This is a genomic window from Streptomyces sp. NPDC059743 (assembly GCF_042732975.1).
Lineage (GTDB): Bacteria > Actinomycetota > Actinomycetes > Streptomycetales > Streptomycetaceae > Streptomyces.
This window is the reverse complement of the sequence record NZ_JBHWGS010000005.1, coordinates 354,911-370,185: the sequence shown is the minus strand read 5'-3', so window position 1 is coordinate 370,185 and position 15,275 is coordinate 354,911. Positions and strand designations below refer to the sequence as shown.

The following is a 15,275-nucleotide window of genomic DNA, read 5'->3' as shown; positions in this document are numbered from 1 at the left end:
CAGATCTACGAGTGAGAGCGCGGCGGTCACGGCCCGCCCTCCACCGACGAATCCGCAGATCACTTCTCATCACTTCGGGAGAACCCCGTGGCAAAGAGCCGCAACAACCTTCTCGGCGTGGGCGGACAGCGCAAGAAGCTGTCCCGCGCCGACCAGCAGGGCAATGGCCCCGCGCGTAACGCCGACCGCAAGGCCGCCGCCGACCAGAAGGCGGAGCTGCTGCGCAAGATGCGCGAGCGCGCCGCCGGACAGGGCGAAGGCGAGGGCGCAGAGGACACCGCGCCGGCCCCGGAGACGGCCGAGGGATCGACCGCGCAGGGATCCGCCGCGCAGGACTGACGCACAGCACTGACGCAGAGATGGGTGACGGGCCTGGACCACCTCGGTCCGGGCCCGTCGGCGTGCTGGGCGTGCGCGGTGCACCGATCGGCCTGTACGGCATGTGCCCTGAGCCGGCGTCAGCCCACCGAGCGTGGCAGCCGCAGACTGAGCAGTCCCGTCAGGACGACCAGTCCGAGCTGTGCCAGCAGAGTGATCACCAGAGCGTCCCGCATCCCCATCGCGGCGGTCAGCGAGAGAAAGAGCGAGCCCAGCGTCGCCACGCCGAGCGCCAGCGCGGACTGCTGGCCGGTGACCATGACTCCGCTGCCCACTCCGGCCCGCTCCGACGGGATGTCGGAGAGCACGATCCGGATGATGACCGGCAGTTGGAGGCCCTGGCCGAGACCGGCCAGCGCGACGCCGGGCAGCAGTTCCGTTACGCCGACCGAGGGCCAGCGGCTCCAGAGGGCGAGCACCAGCAGGGCGACACCGACCGTCTGGGACACCGCGCCCGCCGTCACCACCAGGCTGCCGTAGCGCCGTACCAGCCGAGGTCCGGCCAGTGAGGCGGCGAAGAACGCCACCGCCATCGGCACCAGCGCGATGCCCGCCGTGACCGCTCCCATGCCGAGGCCCTGCTGAAGCGCGATCGCGATCACGAACATGAAGCCGCCGAAGCCGATCGAGAACGGCAGCAGCAGTGTCAGTCCGCGGCGGAGCGTGACCAGTGCGAGCAGACTCGGCGGTACGAGCGGCGTCCTGCCCTGCCGGTCGGCCCGGCGTTCCACGCGGACGAAGGCGTACGCGGCGACCGGGAACGCGGCGAGCGAGATCCATGTCCAGACCGGCCAGCCGGCCGCCCGGCCCTCCGTGAGCGGCGCCAGCAGCGTCACCAGCGAGACGGCCAGCAGAATCGTTCCCGGTGTGTCGATGGGCGCGGGCCGCTGCGAGCGGGTCTCCGGCACGGAACGGAACGCCAGGACCAGACCGAGCAGCGCGACCGGCACATTCACCAGGAAGATCGCGCGCCAGCCGCTGCCGGCGATATTCGCGGAGACCAGTACGCCGCCGAGAATCTGGCCCGTCACCATCGCGAGGCCGGCGGTGGCGCCGTACAGACTGACCGCCTTGGCGCGGCGCTGTCCGCTGGTCGCGGCATGGATCGTGGCCAGTACCTGCGGCAGCATCAGCGCGGCGGCGGCGCCCTGGGCGACCCGGGCGCCGACCAGCGTCCAGGCGTTGGGCGCGATACCGCAGATGAGCGAGGTGAGGCCGAAGGCGGCCATACCGGCGAGGAAGAGCCTGCGCCGGCCGAACATGTCGCCGAGCCGGCCGCCGAGCACGAGCAGTACGGCGTACGAGAGCCCGTATCCGGCCACCACCAGTTCGAGAAGGGCGGGACCGGCGGCCAGATCGTGGTCGATGGTCGGCAGGGCGACATTGACGATGAAGAAGTCGATCAGTGGAAGTGACGCACCGAGCAGCACGGTGAAGAGACCCAGCGTGCCCAGCACCGAACCATGGTCATGGACGACGGGAGATCCGCCGGAGGCCCCGTCCGGAGCGGCCACGCCGGTGGACGGGACCGCAACCGGGGCCGTTGCCGCGTTCGGGGTGTTTTTCGCGGAAGCTGTACTCACGGTTACCACAATCGCGCGGCACTCACCCTGGTACCAGAGTGTCTTTATCCTGGTAGATGAACTACCCGGCACAGGCCGAGAGGTCCGCCGAGGTCCGCCGAGATGCTCAGGGCGACACGGAACCGGACATTCCGTACACTGATGATCACAGCCAGTGACATGGATGGGCGTCGATGAGCGGCTTGGGAGTGCGGCATGAAAGCAAGCAAGGGTGACCGCCTGGTGATGCACGGCAGGGTGGTCGGCAAGCACGACCGCGTCGTGGAGATCGTGGAGGTACTGGGACCGAACGGGACACCGCCCTTCAAGGTGCGCGGTGAGGACGGCCATGAGTCGATCGTCTCGCCGGGCCCCGACTCGGCGGTGGAGTCGCGCGGAAAGCGCAAGTGAAGCGACGTACGCGAGTGAAGCAACGCCATTGAGGCAAGGAGCACATGCGGTGCGTGCCTTCCGCGCGCACCGCTCGTCATGTGCTCAGCCTGGTATTCGTCACGCTCATCCTGGTACTCACACCACCTGGCAATGGTCTGGGACATACGGCACGCTGGGAGGATGACCACGGCTGTACAGGAAACGGACATCCGCCGCCATGAGCTGGCCGCCTTTCTGCGCAGCCGCCGCGAGCGCATCATGCCCGAGCAGGTGGGCCTCGCCCGCGGGAGCCGGCGCCGTACGCCCGGACTGCGGCGGGAGGAGGTCGCCCAGCTCTCCGCTGTCGGTGTCACCTGGTACACCTGGCTGGAGCAGGCCCGTCCCATCCAGGTCTCCGTGCAGGTGCTCGAAGCGCTCGCCCGCGCGCTGCTGCTCGACCGCAGCGAGCGCGCGCATCTCTTCGCGCTCGCGGGCGCCGTCGATCCCGCTCCCGGGACGCCCTGCCCGACCGTCACGCCCGCGCTCCGGCGGATGCTGGAGCGCCTTGAGCCCTATCCGGCGTGCGTGCAGAACGGGCGGTACGACATCCTCGCGTACAACCGCACCTATGGGCATCTGATGTGCGATCTGGACGCACTGGCGCCCGAGGACCGCAATTGCATGTGGCTGGCCTTCACCAATGAAGAATGGCGCTCCGCGCTCGGCAATCGCGACGAGACGATCCGGGTGATGGCGGCCAAGTTCCGTGCCGCCATGGCCGAGCATCTCGCGGAGCCCGCGTGGAAGACGCTGCTCGGACGGCTGCGGTCCGCCTCCTCGGAGTTCCGGGAGATCTGGGAGCGGCACGAAGTGGTCGCCGTCGGCGACAAGACCAAGAGGTTCGTCAACGCCCGGGTGGGACAGCTCAATCTGGAGCACACCAACCTCTGGCTCGGACCGTCCTCAGGGCCCCGGCTGGTCAGCTATGTCCCGGTGGACGACGAGTCCAGGGCCCGGCTCGAACGGCTTCACGACTTGATGCCCGCGGCGGTCTGAGCACTGGCCGGCTCCAGCCGTTCCGCCGTGTGCCGCGCCGTTCCGCGGGCCCATGCGCCGCTGGTGAGCGCGCCGACGAGCAGGACGCACAGACCGCAGACGGTGATGATCCACCAGGCCGGCCGGCTCGCGTCCGTAAAGCTCGCCGCGTACGTCGCGGAGGAGGCGGCGCCGGCCACTCCGCCCGCCAGCACCGCGCCGATCACCGCGACACCGAGCGTCCCGCCGATCTGACGGCTGGTGGAGGCGACCGCGGCGGCGACGCCCGCCTGGGAGCGCGGCATCCCGGAGACGGCGGTATTGGTGATCGGCGCGTTCACCATGCCGAAGCCCAGACCGAACAGGACATAGCCGGTGAACAGCAGCCCGTTCGTCGCCTCCGCGTCGCTCGTGGCGAACAGGAGGCCGCTCGCCGTCATCGCGGTCCCGGCGACCAGCAGCGAGAGCCGAGGGCCACGGCTGCCGACGAGCCGTCCAGACAGCGGCGCGCAGAGGAAGGTCAAGGTCGCCATCGGGAGCATGTAGAGCCCGGCGTGCAGCGCGGACAGTCCTCGTACGTTCTGGAGATAGAGCGTGTTGAGGAAGAGGAAGCCGCTCAGCGCGGCGAAGGCGCAGACGGCGATCACGGTCGCTCCGCTGAAGGGCGCGCTGCGGAAGAACCGCAGATCGATCAGCGGCTCCGCGCGTCTCGGCTCGTACAGCATCAGCCCGATCAGGGAGAGGGCCGAGACGGCGGCGAACGACAGGATCAGCGGTGAGGTCAGCCCGGCCACGGGCGCCTCGATGATCGCGTAGGTCAGGGAGCCGAGTACGCCGATGACCAGAAGCTGGCCCACGGGATCGGGGCGGCGCGGCTTCGGAGCACGGGACTCCGGGACATAGCGCCAGGTCAGCAGGAGCGCGGCGAGGCCGATCGGGAGATTGATCCAGAAGATCGACCGCCAGCCGACCGAGTCCACCAGCAGCCCGCCGACCAGCGGTCCCGCCGCCATGGAGACACCGACGACGGCGCCCCAGGCACCGATGGCGCGGGCGCGCTCGCGTGGTTCGGTGAAGGTGTTGGTGATGATCGACATCGCGACCGGATTGAGCATCGAGCCGCCGACGGCCTGCACCATACGGAAGGCGACCAGCGATTCGAGGTTCGGCGCGAGGGAGCAGAGCAGCGAGCCGAGCGTGAAGAGGACGAGCCCGATCTTGAAGACGCGGCGGCGGCCTATTCGGTCGGCCGTGGAGCCCGAGAGCATCAGGAGCGAGGCGAGAACGAGCGTGTACGCGTCGATCGTCCACTGGAGCCCGGAGACGGAGGCGTGCAGCTCACGCTGGATGGAGGGCAGGGCGACATTGAGGACGGTGTTGTCCAGGCTGACGAGCAGCAGACTCATACAGCAGATGGCGAGGACAAGGAGGCGCCGCCGGTGGCTCAGCTCGGGCATACGTCGATAGTACGGCTAACTAATGACCTCAGTCATACGTGGCGCGTCATGCGGGACAATGGCCGGATGACCGCTTCACTCGCCGCGCTCGCCGCCTCTCCTCTCGCCATCGGGCCGCACACCGTGTGTCCGCCGGTGGTGCTCGCGCCCATGGCCGGGATCACGAACGCGCCGTTCCGGACGCTGTGCCGTGAATTCAGCGGAGGCAAAGGGCTGTTCGTGAGCGAGATGATCACCACACGGGCGCTGGTCGAGCGCAACGAGAAGACCATGCAGCTCATCCGCTTCGACGCGACCGAGACTCCGCGCTCGATCCAGCTCTACGGAGTGGATCCGGTGACCGTCGGCAAAGCGGTCCGGATGATCGTGGACGAGGATCTGGCCGATCACGTCGATCTCAACTTCGGCTGCCCGGTGCCCAAGGTGACACGGAAGGGCGGAGGTTCGGCCCTTCCGTACAAGCGCCCGCTGCTGCGCGCGATCCTGCATGAGGCGGTGTCCAACGCCGGAGAGCTGCCCGTGACGATGAAGATGCGCAAGGGCATCGACGACGATCACCTCACCTATCTGGACGCCGGGCGGATTGCGGTCGAGGAGGGCGTCACGGCGATCGCGCTGCACGGCAGGACGGCCGCGCAGCACTACGGCGGTACGGCGGACTGGGACGCGATCGCGCGGCTCAAGGAGCATGTCCCGGAGATCCCGGTGCTCGGCAACGGAGACATCTGGTCGGCGCGGGACGCGCTGCGGATGATGCGCGAGACCGGCTGCGACGGAGTCGTCGTAGGACGCGGCTGTCTGGGCCGGCCCTGGCTCTTCGGCGATCTGGTCGCGGCCTTCGAGGGTACGGATCCCGAGGCCGGCGGCCGTGAAGTCACCTTGGCACGCCCGGCGCTGCGGGAGGTCGCGGCGGTCATGCGGCGCCATGCGGAGCTGCTGGGGGAGTGGCTCGGGGACGAGGCGCGTGGCGTGATCGACTTCCGTAAGCATGTGGCCTGGTATCTGAAGGGCTTCTCGGTCGGCTCGCAGCTCCGCAGGGAACTGGCGGTCACCTCGTCCCTCGCCGAGCTGGACGCGCTGCTGTCGGGTCTCGATCTCGACCAGCCGTGGCCCGACGGCGCGGACGGGCCGCGTGGCCGTACGTCCGGCAACAACCGGGTCGTCCTGCCGGACGGCTGGCTGAAGGACCCGTACGACTGCGCGGGCGTCGGCGCGGAGGCCGAGCTGGACACCTCGGGCGGCTGAGTACGCTCGCGCGGGACGCCTGCTCGAACGGTTACGCCGGGCGCGGCGGCTGCGGAGTGACGTCCGGGCCCGCTTGGCGCTCCAGCGGCGCCGCCGCCGCGGAGTTGCTCACACTGAAGGCCACGCTGCCCGCGCGGTAGCGGTCGTCCGTCCACTCGATCGGCCGGCCCGCGGCCGTGTACGTGAGATGGCGCTGGCGCAGCAGCGGGCTGCCCCGGCGGACCCGCAGCAGCCGCGCGTCCTCGCTGCCCGCCGCGACGGCGTCGATCAGATGCTCGCCGTAGTGGGCGACGATGTCCGCGTTCTCCGCGATGCTGTTCATGATCGACACGACATCCTCGGGCAGCGCGCGCACGACCGGCGCGACCCAGTCCGTGTACGCGGTCCGCTCGACCATCACCGGCTCGCCGTCGAGCCGGCGCAGCCGTACGACGTACAGCACCTCGCTGCCCGGCGCGACTCCGAGGCGCGCGGTCTCCTCGGCGGTGGCGGGCCGTGCCGTACGGCTGAGAATACGGCTGGAGACCTCGGAGCCCATCGCCTGCGCCCACTGCGCGAAGCTGTTGAGCTGCTGGAAGCTGTGCCGGCGCTCCTGGCGCAGTACGACACGCCGCGCTCCCTGCCGGGAGCCGATCAGCCCGTCCGAGGCGAGCAGCCCCACCGCCTGCCGTACCGTGCCGCGCGAGACCGACCAGCGGGCCGCGAGATCGCTCTCCGAGGGCAGCCGGGCGCCGACCGGATACTCGCCGCCCAGGATCGACTGCCGCAGCGCCTCCGCGATCTCCAGATACCGCGAACTGCCCACGCCTGCCCCCATCGATGACACGGATGACACAACTGTTGAATAACGAACTGTGCACAGGTGCGCCTACCTGCCGCGGACCTGTCTCTCACTCTAACCGCACGTCCTACCAGGTGTCCGGACCCCGAGATGCCCTGTTGAGCGTCAATTCTTCCTGAAATACTCCCTGAAAAGCTGTGCCGACCAGCTAGTTGTAAGGGCTGGTCTTCCTCGGGCCGTGCTGTCGCCGCCATCATTCGTTCACTCCCGAGTCATCTGGACCGGGCGAACTGATGCCAGCTTGTATGAACAAGTGACACCCTCTCTTCGCTCCGGGAGACACCGCGTGACCCGAATCCGCGTCCGCGCCAACGGCCGGCTGGCAGCCGCCCTGGCGCTCAGCACCGCCGCGCTCACCGTGCTCACCGCCTGTGGTGCGGCACCCGAGGAATCCGCCAAGACCGCCGACTCCGCCGCCGCCGCCTCCGCCGCCGACTTCGGCGGACTGAAGGACCTGGTCGCCGCCGCCGAGAAGGAGGGCGAGCTGAACGCGATCGCCCTTCCGCCGGACTGGGCGAACTACGGCGAGGTCATCAAGGCGTTCGAGGCCAAGTACAAGATCAAGGTCAACAGCGAGAACCCGGACGGTTCCAGCTCCGACGAGATCGCCGCCGTCAAGTCCCGCAAGGGCCAGGACCGCGCTCCCGACGTCCTCGACCTCGGTATCGCCTTCGCCCGCAGCGGCGCGGCCGAGAACCTCTTCGCGCCGTACAAGGTCGAGGCCTGGGACAAGATCCCCGACGCCCAGAAGGAGAAGGACGGCCGCTGGTTCAACGACTACGGCGGCTATGTCTCCATCGGCTGCGACGCCTCCCGTATCAAGACCTGCCCGGAGACCTTCGCCGATCTCCTCAAGCCCGAGTACAAGGGCAAGGTGGCGCTCAACGGCAATCCCACCAAGTCCGGTTCGGCCTTCGGCGGTGTCTACGCGGCTGCCCTCGCCAACAAGGGCTCCTTCGGCGACATCCAGCCCGGTATCGACTTCTTCGGCAAGCTGAAGAAGAACGGCAACTTCATTCCCGTCGAGTCCACCCCGGCCACGGTCGAGAAGGGCGAGACGCCCATCTCCATCGACTGGGACTACCTCAACGCCAGCTACGCCGACCAGTTCAAGGGCAAGGGCGTGGACTGGAAGGTCGCCATCCCGAGCGACGGCGTCTACGCGCAGTACTACTCGCAGGCCATCAACAAGGACGCGCCGCACCCGGCCGCCGCCCGACTGTGGATGGAGTTCCTCTACAGCGCCGAGGGCCAGAACCTCTGGCTGAAGGGCTACGCGCGTCCCGTGCTGCTGCCCGCCATGACCACGGACGGCACGGCCGACAAGACCTTCGTCGCCAAGCTCCCGCAGGTCGAGGGCACGCCGACCTTCCCCGAGTCCGCCGAGCTGGACAAGGCCAACGCCACCCTCGCCGAGAACTGGGACAAGGCCGTCTCCTGATGACCGCCCCCACCCCGACCGTCTCCACCCCGCCCGTGGCGGGCGCCGCCGACGGCAGTCGCCGTCGGCGGCGGGCGCCGCGCGTCTGGCTCGGCGCCCTCCCGCTGCTCGTCTTCGCCGGACTCTGCTTCGGACTGCCGGTCGGCGCCCTGCTGTACGGAGCCGTCACCCGGGACGATCCGGCCACCGGCGCCACCGCCCTGACCGGCGAGCACCTACAGCGCTCGCTCCAGGGCCCGTATCTCACCTCGATCATCGGCAGTGTCGAACTCTCCGCGCTGACCGCCGTGATCGGCACCGTGCTCGGGATGCTGATCGCCCAGGCCGTCGTCACCTCGCGCGGCACCGCGCTGCGCAACGGAGTGCTCACCGCCTCCGGAGTGCTCGCCAACTTCGGCGGTATCCCGCTCGCGTTCGCGTTCGTCGCCACCCTCGGTATCTCCGGTGTGGTCACCCAGCTCGGCCATCTCGACAGCCTCGGCTGGAATCTGTACTCCTTCACCGGACTGACCATCATCTATCTCTACTTCCTGGTGCCGCTGATGGTGCTGGTCAGCGTGCCCGCGCTGGACGGTCTGCGCCCGCAGTGGCGGGAGGCCGCGCAGAACGCCGGAGCCACCTCCTGGCAGTTCTGGCGCCATGTCGGACTGCCGGTCCTCGCGCCCTCGCTGCTCGGCGGATTCGTGTTGCTCTTCGGCAGCGCCTTCGCCGCGCACGCCACCGCCGCCGCGCTGGTCGGCGGCTCGGTCCCGCTGGTCACCCTGAAGATCGCGGACGCGCTCTCCGGCAACGTACTGGTCGGTCAGGAGAATGTGGCGCTCGCGCTGAGCCTCGACATGATCGTGATCGCCGGCCTGGTCATGGCGGTCTATCTGCCCCTCCAGCGACGGAGCACCCGATGGCTGCACTGACTCCCACCGCCACCCCGGCAGCGCCCGCGCCCGCCGCTCCTCGGAAGGCACGGGACGGCGGGGCCGCGCGCGCCCGCCGCCGTCCCCGTGTCTGGCGCGGCGCCGTGCTCTTCCTGGCCGGGCTCTACTTTCTCGTACCGCTCCTGTCCTCGTTCGTCTTCACGGTGCGCATTCCCGGGCAGGGCCTCACCTTCGACGCCTACACCGGGATCCTCTCCGCCGAGGGCTTCACCCAGAGCCTGCTGCTCTCGCTCGGGCTCGCCGCGGCCACCATCGTCCTCGCGCTGGTGCTCACCGTGCCCGCACTGGTGGCCGTACGGCTCGGCGCGCCGAAGCTCGCGCCGCTCGTCGAGATCGTCTGCATGCTGCCGCTGGTGGTGCCGCCGATCGCGCTGGTCACCGGAGTCACCACGGTGCTGCGCTGGGGACCGGACCATCTCTCCCGTACACCGCTCTATCAAACGTTCCTCGCGGTGCAGAACGAGTCGTTCCCGGTAGTGCTGGTACTCGCCTATACGGTGCTGGCCCTGCCGTTCGTCTACCGCTCGCTGGACGCCGGGCTGCGCGCCATCGACGTACCGACGTTGGTGGAGGCGGCGCGCAACTGCGGCGCGAGCAGGCCGTATGTGATCCTGCGCGTCATCCTGCCCAACCTCCGCTCCTCGCTGGCCGGTGCCTCCTTCCTCACGCTGGCGCTGGTCCTGGGCGAGTTCACCATCGCCTCGCTGCTCGGCTTCCGGCCCTTCGCGGTGTGGATCGTCACCGTCTCGGGCGCGGAGGCCCGGATGTCGGTGGCCGTGTCCCTGCTCAGCCTGCTGATCACCTGGGCGCTGCTGCTGGTCCTCTCCCGGGCGGGAACGCGTGCCTCCTCGGCCGCCGCTCCGGCTCCCTCAACGGCCTCTTCCACGGCCATGGCTCCGGCATCCACCGCCGCCTCTTCCGTCTCCGGCAAGGAGTAGACCTTCATGTCATCCACCTCCACAGCGACCGCGGAGCGGCCGGAGCAGGCCACGGCCGCCGGCGCCCTGGTCGAATTCCGCGGTCTGCGCCGGGCCTTCGGCGCCACCGTCGCCCTCGACGGCCTGGATCTGACGGCCAGGCCGGGCGAACTGCTCGCCCTGCTCGGCCCGTCGGGCTGCGGCAAGACCACGGCGCTGCGGGTCCTCGCCGGCTTCGAGCAGCCGGACGCGGGCGAGGTGCTGGTGGACGGCGAGGACATCACCCGGGTGCCGGCCAACCGCCGCGACGCCGGCATGGTCTTCCAGTCGTACAGCCTCTTCCCGCACCTCAACGCCCGCGACAACGTGGCCTTCGGGCTGCGCGTACGGAAGGTGTCAGCCGCCGAGCGGCGCGCCCGCGCCGCCGAACTCCTCGATCTGGTCGGACTGCCCCAGCACGGCGACCGCTTCCCGCACCAGATGTCCGGCGGCCAGCAGCAGCGTGTCGCGCTGGCCCGCGCGCTGGCGCTGCGCCCGCGCGTCCTGCTGCTCGACGAGCCGCTCTCGGCGCTCGACGCGAAGGTACGGCTCACGCTGCGCGAGGAGATCCGCCGGCTCCAGCTCTCGCTGGGCATCACCACCATTTTCGTCACCCATGACCAGGAGGAGGCGCTCTCCATGGCCGACCGGGTGGCGGTGCTCAACGCGGGCAGACTGGAACAGTGCGCGCCGCCCGCCGAGCTGTACGAGCGGCCCGCCACGCCGTTCGTCGCGGAGTTCGTCGGCGCGATGAACCGGCTGCCCGGCCGGCTCACCGACGGCGGACTGGTCGAGGTCGCGGGCGCCGAGCTGCCCGTGGACGGCGAGATTCCGGCGGAGCGCGAGGTGGAGGTGCTGATACGGCCCGAGAACATCCTCGCCACCGCCGATCCGGCCGGTACGGCCACGGTCGTCTCCGCGTCCTTCTTCGGCTCGGTCACGCGTGTGCTGCTCGATCTGCCCGGCGGCGGCTCGGTCAAGTCCGACGTGCCGTCGCGGGACGCCGGCGCGCTGACGCCGGGCGTGCGCGCGACGGTCGCGCCGGCGCGGCGCCCGGTGCTCGTGGTGCCGGCCGCGGGCAAGGGCGCGTGAGTACGCCGGAGGTGAGTACGGACAAGGTGAGTACGCCCAAGGTGCCCGTGGATACGCCGGAGGTGCCCGTGGGTACGCCGGAGACGGTGCTGCCCGAGGCGGTGCTCTTCGACATGGACGGCACGCTCGTGGACACCGAGGTGCTGTGGTGGGAGACGGCCGACGAGGTCGCGGCAGGTCTCGGCCACCGGCTCACCGACGCGGACGCGCCGGAGGTCGTCGGCCGGGCGGTCGCCGACACCGCCGCTCATCTGATCAAGGTCAGCGGCGGCGGCTGCGCCGAGACGGTCGCCGCCGAGCTGGCCGGGTCCTTCTTCCGGCGGGTGGAGGCGGGAGTTCCGCTGCGGCCCGGCGCCCGTCGGCTGCTGGCCGAACTGGAGCGCGCCGAGGTGCCGTTCGCCCTGGTGAGCGCGTCACCGCGGGTCGTGGTGGACTCGGTGGTCGCGGGCTCGCTGGCCGGTGTCGGCTTTGCCTTCACGCTCTCCGCCGACGACACCGTACGGACCAAGCCGTATCCCGATCCCTATCGCGCGGCGGCCGAACGGCTGGGCGTCGGGCCCGGAGCGTGTGTCGCGGTGGAGGACTCGCCGGACGGCAGCGCCTCCGCGCAGGCGGCTGGCTGCGCGGTGCTGGTGGTGCCCTCACTGCTGCCGGTGGAGCCCGCGGCCGGACGGTACTTCGCGGGCAGCCTGGAGGAGGTCGATCTCGGCGTGCTGAGCGGCTGTGCTCCCGGGCGCGGACAACGCCTGTAGCAACGCCCGTAACGGGCCTGTTAACAGCACCGGGAGACCGTCCGGATCCTGGAATCACGGAGCCTGTCAAAGCGTGATTCTCGCCACGTTTGATCGGTGCTTGGCTCATATGAGCTCGATATGAATGGCTGCATTTCTGAAAGGGATGGCGCGGTGCGCCATCCCTTTCGCGTTCATCTTCTGAACTCAGACGTCGATGTCTCTGCTCACATGAGCATGTCGCGTCATGGGCGGGTCATGCCCGCTTCGAGGGATGAAGACGCGGGACAGGGCCACCCGGCCCCGGGCCACTTTCGATCTGGTGGCGGACGGGTGGTTAAGGCCGTATGACAGGCAAGTGGACGTACCCAGGCACCTTCGATCTGGGTATGTTCCTCGCCGTCAGGGCAGCCACCGCGTCCTCGAGGAGTCGAGACCCGTGTCGGAAAACAATGATCCCCACTCAGCCTCAGCCGAGAAATTCGTCTATGACTTCACCGAGGGCAACAAGGATCTCAAGGACCTGCTCGGCGGCAAGGGCGCCAATCTCGCCGAGATGACCAACCTCGGGCTGCCTGTCCCGCCGGGCTTCACCATCACCACCGAGGCCTGCAACATCTACCTCGACAGCGGTACGGAACCGGCCTCCCTGCGCGAGGAGGTCAGCGCCCATCTCGACGCCCTCGAACGGAAGATGGCCAAGAAGCTCGGACAGCACGACGATCCGCTGCTCGTCTCCGTACGCTCCGGCGCCAAGTTCTCCATGCCCGGCATGATGGAGACCGTCCTGAACGTCGGCCTCTCCGACGCCTCCGTGGCCGGGCTCGCCGCCCAGGCCGGTGACGAACGCTTCGCGTGGGACTCGTACCGCAGGCTCATCCAGATGTTCGGCAGGACCGTGCTCGGTGTCGACGGCGCGCTCTTCGAGGAGGCGCTGGAGGAGGCCAAGCAGGCCAAGGGCGCCGCGACCGATGTGGATCTGGCGGTCGATGACCTCAGGAAACTGGTCAAGCGGTTCAAGAAGATCGTCTCCCGGGAGGCGGGCCGCGACTTCCCGCAGGATCCGCGCGAGCAGATGGATCTCGCGATCCGCGCGGTCTTCGAGTCCTGGAACACCGACCGCGCCAGGCTCTACCGCCGCCAGGAACGCATTCCCGGCGATCTCGGCACGGCCGTCAGCGTCTGCTCCATGGTCTTCGGCAATCTCGGCCCCGACTCCGGCACGGGCGTCGCCTTCACCCGCGACCCGGCCAGCGGCCAGCAGGGCGTGTACGGCGACTACCTCCAGAACGCCCAGGGCGAGGACGTCGTCGCGGGCATCCGCAACACCGTGGCGCTCGCCGAACTGGAGGCCATCGACAAGAAGTCGTACGACCAGCTCATGAGCATCATGGAGACGCTGGAGACGCACTACCGCGATCTGTGCGACATCGAGTTCACCATCGAGCGCGGCCAGTTGTGGATGCTCCAGACCCGTGTCGGCAAGCGCACCGCCGGCGCCGCCTTCCGGATCGCCACCCAGCTCGTCGACCAGGGACTGATCGGTGAGGCCGAGGCGCTCCAGCGCGTCAACGGCGCCCAGCTCGCCCAGCTCATGTTCCCGCGCTTCGACGAGGACGCCAAGCGCGAGCTGCTCGGACGCGGGATCGCCGCGTCGCCGGGCGCGGCCGTCGGCAAGGCGGTCTTCGACTCGTACACCGCCATCAAATGGTCCAGGTCCGGCGAGAAGGTCATCCTCATCCGCCGTGAGACCAATCCCGACGACCTGGACGGCATGATCGCCGCCGAGGGCATCCTGACCTCGCGCGGCGGCAAGACCTCGCACGCCGCCGTCGTCGCCCGTGGCATGGGCAAGACCTGTGTCTGCGGCGCCGAGGAGCTGGAGGTGGACACCAAGGCCCGCCGGATGACGGTGAACGGGACCATTGTCGAGGAGGGCGATGTCGTCTCGATCGACGGCTCGACCGGCAAGGTCTACCGCGGCGAAGTGCCCGTCGTACCGTCGCCCGTGGTCGAGTACTTCGAGGGCCGGATGCACGCGGGCGCCGACGACGCCGACGAACTGGTCGAGGCCGTCCACCGGATGATGGCGTACGCGGACCGCCGCCGCAGGCTGCGGGTGCGCGCCAACGCCGACAACGTCGAGGACGCGCTGCGCGCCCGGCGCTTCGGCGCCCAGGGCATCGGGCTGTGCCGCACGGAGCACATGTTCCTCGGCGAGCGCCGCGAGATGGTCGAGAAGCTGATCCTCGCCGACACGGACGACGAGCGCGAAGCGGCGCTCGCCGCGCTGCTGCCGCTCCAGAAGAAGGACTTCATCGAGCTGTTCGAGGCGATGGACGGGCTGCCCGTGACGGTCCGGCTGCTCGATCCGCCGCTGCACGAGTTCCTTCCCGACATCACCGAACTGTCGGTACGGGTCGCGCTCGCCGAGGCCCGCAAGGACCACAACGAGAACGATCTGCGCCTCCTCCAGGCCGTGCACAAGCTCCATGAGCAGAACCCGATGCTGGGTCTGCGCGGCGTACGGCTCGGTCTGGTCATCCCGGGGCTCTTCGCCATGCAGGTACGGGCCATCGCGGAGGCCGCCGCCGAGCGCAAGAACGCCAAGGGCGATCCACGGGCCGAGATCATGATTCCGCTCGTCGGTACGGTCCAGGAGCTGGAGATCGTCCGCGACGAGGCACAGCAGGTCATCGCAGAGGTGGAGGCCGCCACCGGTGTCGAACTCACGCTGGCGCTCGGCACGATGATCGAGCTGCCGCGCGCCGCGCTGACGGCAGGTCAGATCGCTGAGGCCGCGGAGTTTTTCTCCTTCGGTACGAACGATCTCACCCAGACCGTCTGGGGCTTCTCCCGCGACGATGTGGAGGCGAGCTTCTTCACGGCGTATCTGGAGAAGGGCATCTTCGGCGTCTCGCCGTTCGAGACGATCGACCGGGACGGTGTGGGCGCGCTCGTACGGAGCGCGGTGGAGGCGGGCCGTGCCACGCGGCCGGGGCTGAAGCTCGGCGTCTGCGGTGAGCACGGCGGCGATCCGGAGTCGGTGCACTTCTTCCACGAGGTGGGCCTGGACTATGTGTCCTGCTCGCCGTTCCGTATCCCGGTGGCGCGGCTGGAGGCGGGCCGCGCGGCGGCGTCGTCGGCGGGCAGCGACTCGCGATAGGCCGCCGGCACGGGCACACGGCGGTTCTGCCGCCGCCGTGTCCGTCCGTCGCCGCTGCCGTACGAAG

At 69.5% G+C, this 15,275-nt stretch carries 13 protein-coding genes; 10 read left to right on the top strand and 3 right to left on the bottom strand.

Features of this window, described 5'->3' with window-relative positions; translation table 11 throughout:
• Nucleotides 1-87: 87 nt before the first annotated feature.
• Nucleotides 88-339, top strand: coding sequence for a DUF6243 family protein (locus ACFV6H_RS12140; protein WP_385540908.1), 252 nt, complete (start codon nucleotides 88-90; stop codon nucleotides 337-339).
• A gap of 119 nt (nucleotides 340-458) precedes the next feature.
• On the opposite strand, the gene ACFV6H_RS12135 is transcribed toward ACFV6H_RS12140, so the two are convergent.
• On the bottom strand, nucleotides 459-1,892 hold the full coding sequence (locus ACFV6H_RS12135; RefSeq protein WP_385541053.1) for an MFS transporter: 1,434 nt from the start codon (nucleotides 1,890-1,892) through the stop codon (nucleotides 459-461).
• A gap of 264 nt (nucleotides 1,893-2,156) precedes the next feature.
• On the opposite strand from ACFV6H_RS12135, the gene ACFV6H_RS12130 reads away from it, so the two are divergent.
• Nucleotides 2,157-2,351 carry a DUF1918 domain-containing protein gene (locus tag ACFV6H_RS12130; RefSeq protein ID WP_093597400.1) on the top strand — a complete coding sequence of 65 codons (195 nt, stop codon included), beginning with the start codon at nucleotides 2,157-2,159 and terminating at the stop codon, nucleotides 2,349-2,351.
• A gap of 162 nt (nucleotides 2,352-2,513) precedes the next feature.
• Nucleotides 2,514-3,368, top strand: a complete 855-nt coding sequence (locus ACFV6H_RS12125) for a helix-turn-helix transcriptional regulator (RefSeq protein ID WP_384781390.1) — start codon at nucleotides 2,514-2,516, stop codon at nucleotides 3,366-3,368.
• On the opposite strand, the gene ACFV6H_RS12120 is transcribed toward ACFV6H_RS12125, so the two are convergent.
• Nucleotides 3,341-4,804 (bottom strand): MFS transporter, encoded by a 1,464-nt coding sequence (locus ACFV6H_RS12120; RefSeq protein WP_385540906.1) that lies wholly within the window; start codon nucleotides 4,802-4,804, stop codon nucleotides 3,341-3,343. The genes ACFV6H_RS12125 and ACFV6H_RS12120 overlap by 28 nt on opposite strands.
• 48 nt (nucleotides 4,805-4,852) lie before the next feature.
• Between ACFV6H_RS12120 and dusB the strand changes: the two genes are divergently transcribed.
• Complete coding sequence (gene dusB, locus ACFV6H_RS12115) at nucleotides 4,853-6,049, top strand: tRNA dihydrouridine synthase DusB (RefSeq protein WP_385540904.1); 1,197 nt, start codon at nucleotides 4,853-4,855, stop codon at nucleotides 6,047-6,049.
• 31 nt (nucleotides 6,050-6,080) lie between these two features.
• On the opposite strand, the gene ACFV6H_RS12110 is transcribed toward dusB, so the two are convergent.
• Nucleotides 6,081-6,854 (bottom strand): GntR family transcriptional regulator, encoded by a 774-nt coding sequence (locus tag ACFV6H_RS12110; RefSeq protein WP_385540902.1) that lies wholly within the window; start codon nucleotides 6,852-6,854, stop codon nucleotides 6,081-6,083.
• A gap of 322 nt (nucleotides 6,855-7,176) precedes the next feature.
• On the opposite strand from ACFV6H_RS12110, the gene ACFV6H_RS12105 reads away from it, so the two are divergent.
• From ACFV6H_RS12105 to ppdK, 6 genes are all read left to right on the top strand, one after another.
• Nucleotides 7,177-8,331 (top strand): ABC transporter substrate-binding protein, encoded by a 1,155-nt coding sequence (locus ACFV6H_RS12105; RefSeq protein ID WP_385540900.1) that lies wholly within the window; start codon nucleotides 7,177-7,179, stop codon nucleotides 8,329-8,331.
• Nucleotides 8,331-9,242, top strand: a complete 912-nt coding sequence (locus tag ACFV6H_RS12100) for an ABC transporter permease (RefSeq protein ID WP_385540898.1) — start codon at nucleotides 8,331-8,333, stop codon at nucleotides 9,240-9,242. Before ACFV6H_RS12105 ends, ACFV6H_RS12100 begins: the two co-directional genes overlap by 1 nt.
• Nucleotides 9,230-10,201 (top strand): ABC transporter permease, encoded by a 972-nt coding sequence (locus ACFV6H_RS12095; protein WP_093604180.1) that lies wholly within the window; start codon nucleotides 9,230-9,232, stop codon nucleotides 10,199-10,201. The genes ACFV6H_RS12100 and ACFV6H_RS12095 overlap by 13 nt, the downstream gene beginning before the upstream one ends.
• Nucleotides 10,202-10,207: 6 nt before the next feature.
• Nucleotides 10,208-11,311 carry an ABC transporter ATP-binding protein gene (locus tag ACFV6H_RS12090; RefSeq protein ID WP_384781402.1) on the top strand — a complete coding sequence of 368 codons (1,104 nt, stop codon included), beginning with the start codon at nucleotides 10,208-10,210 and terminating at the stop codon, nucleotides 11,309-11,311.
• A gap of 68 nt (nucleotides 11,312-11,379) precedes the next feature.
• Entirely contained in the window at nucleotides 11,380-12,063 is a 684-nt protein-coding gene (locus ACFV6H_RS12085; protein WP_385541051.1) for an HAD family hydrolase, read from the top strand.
• Between the two features lie 418 nt (nucleotides 12,064-12,481).
• Nucleotides 12,482-15,208 (top strand): pyruvate, phosphate dikinase, encoded by a 2,727-nt coding sequence (gene ppdK / locus ACFV6H_RS12080; protein WP_385540896.1) that lies wholly within the window; start codon nucleotides 12,482-12,484, stop codon nucleotides 15,206-15,208.
• The last annotated feature ends 67 nt before the right edge of the window (nucleotides 15,209-15,275 follow it).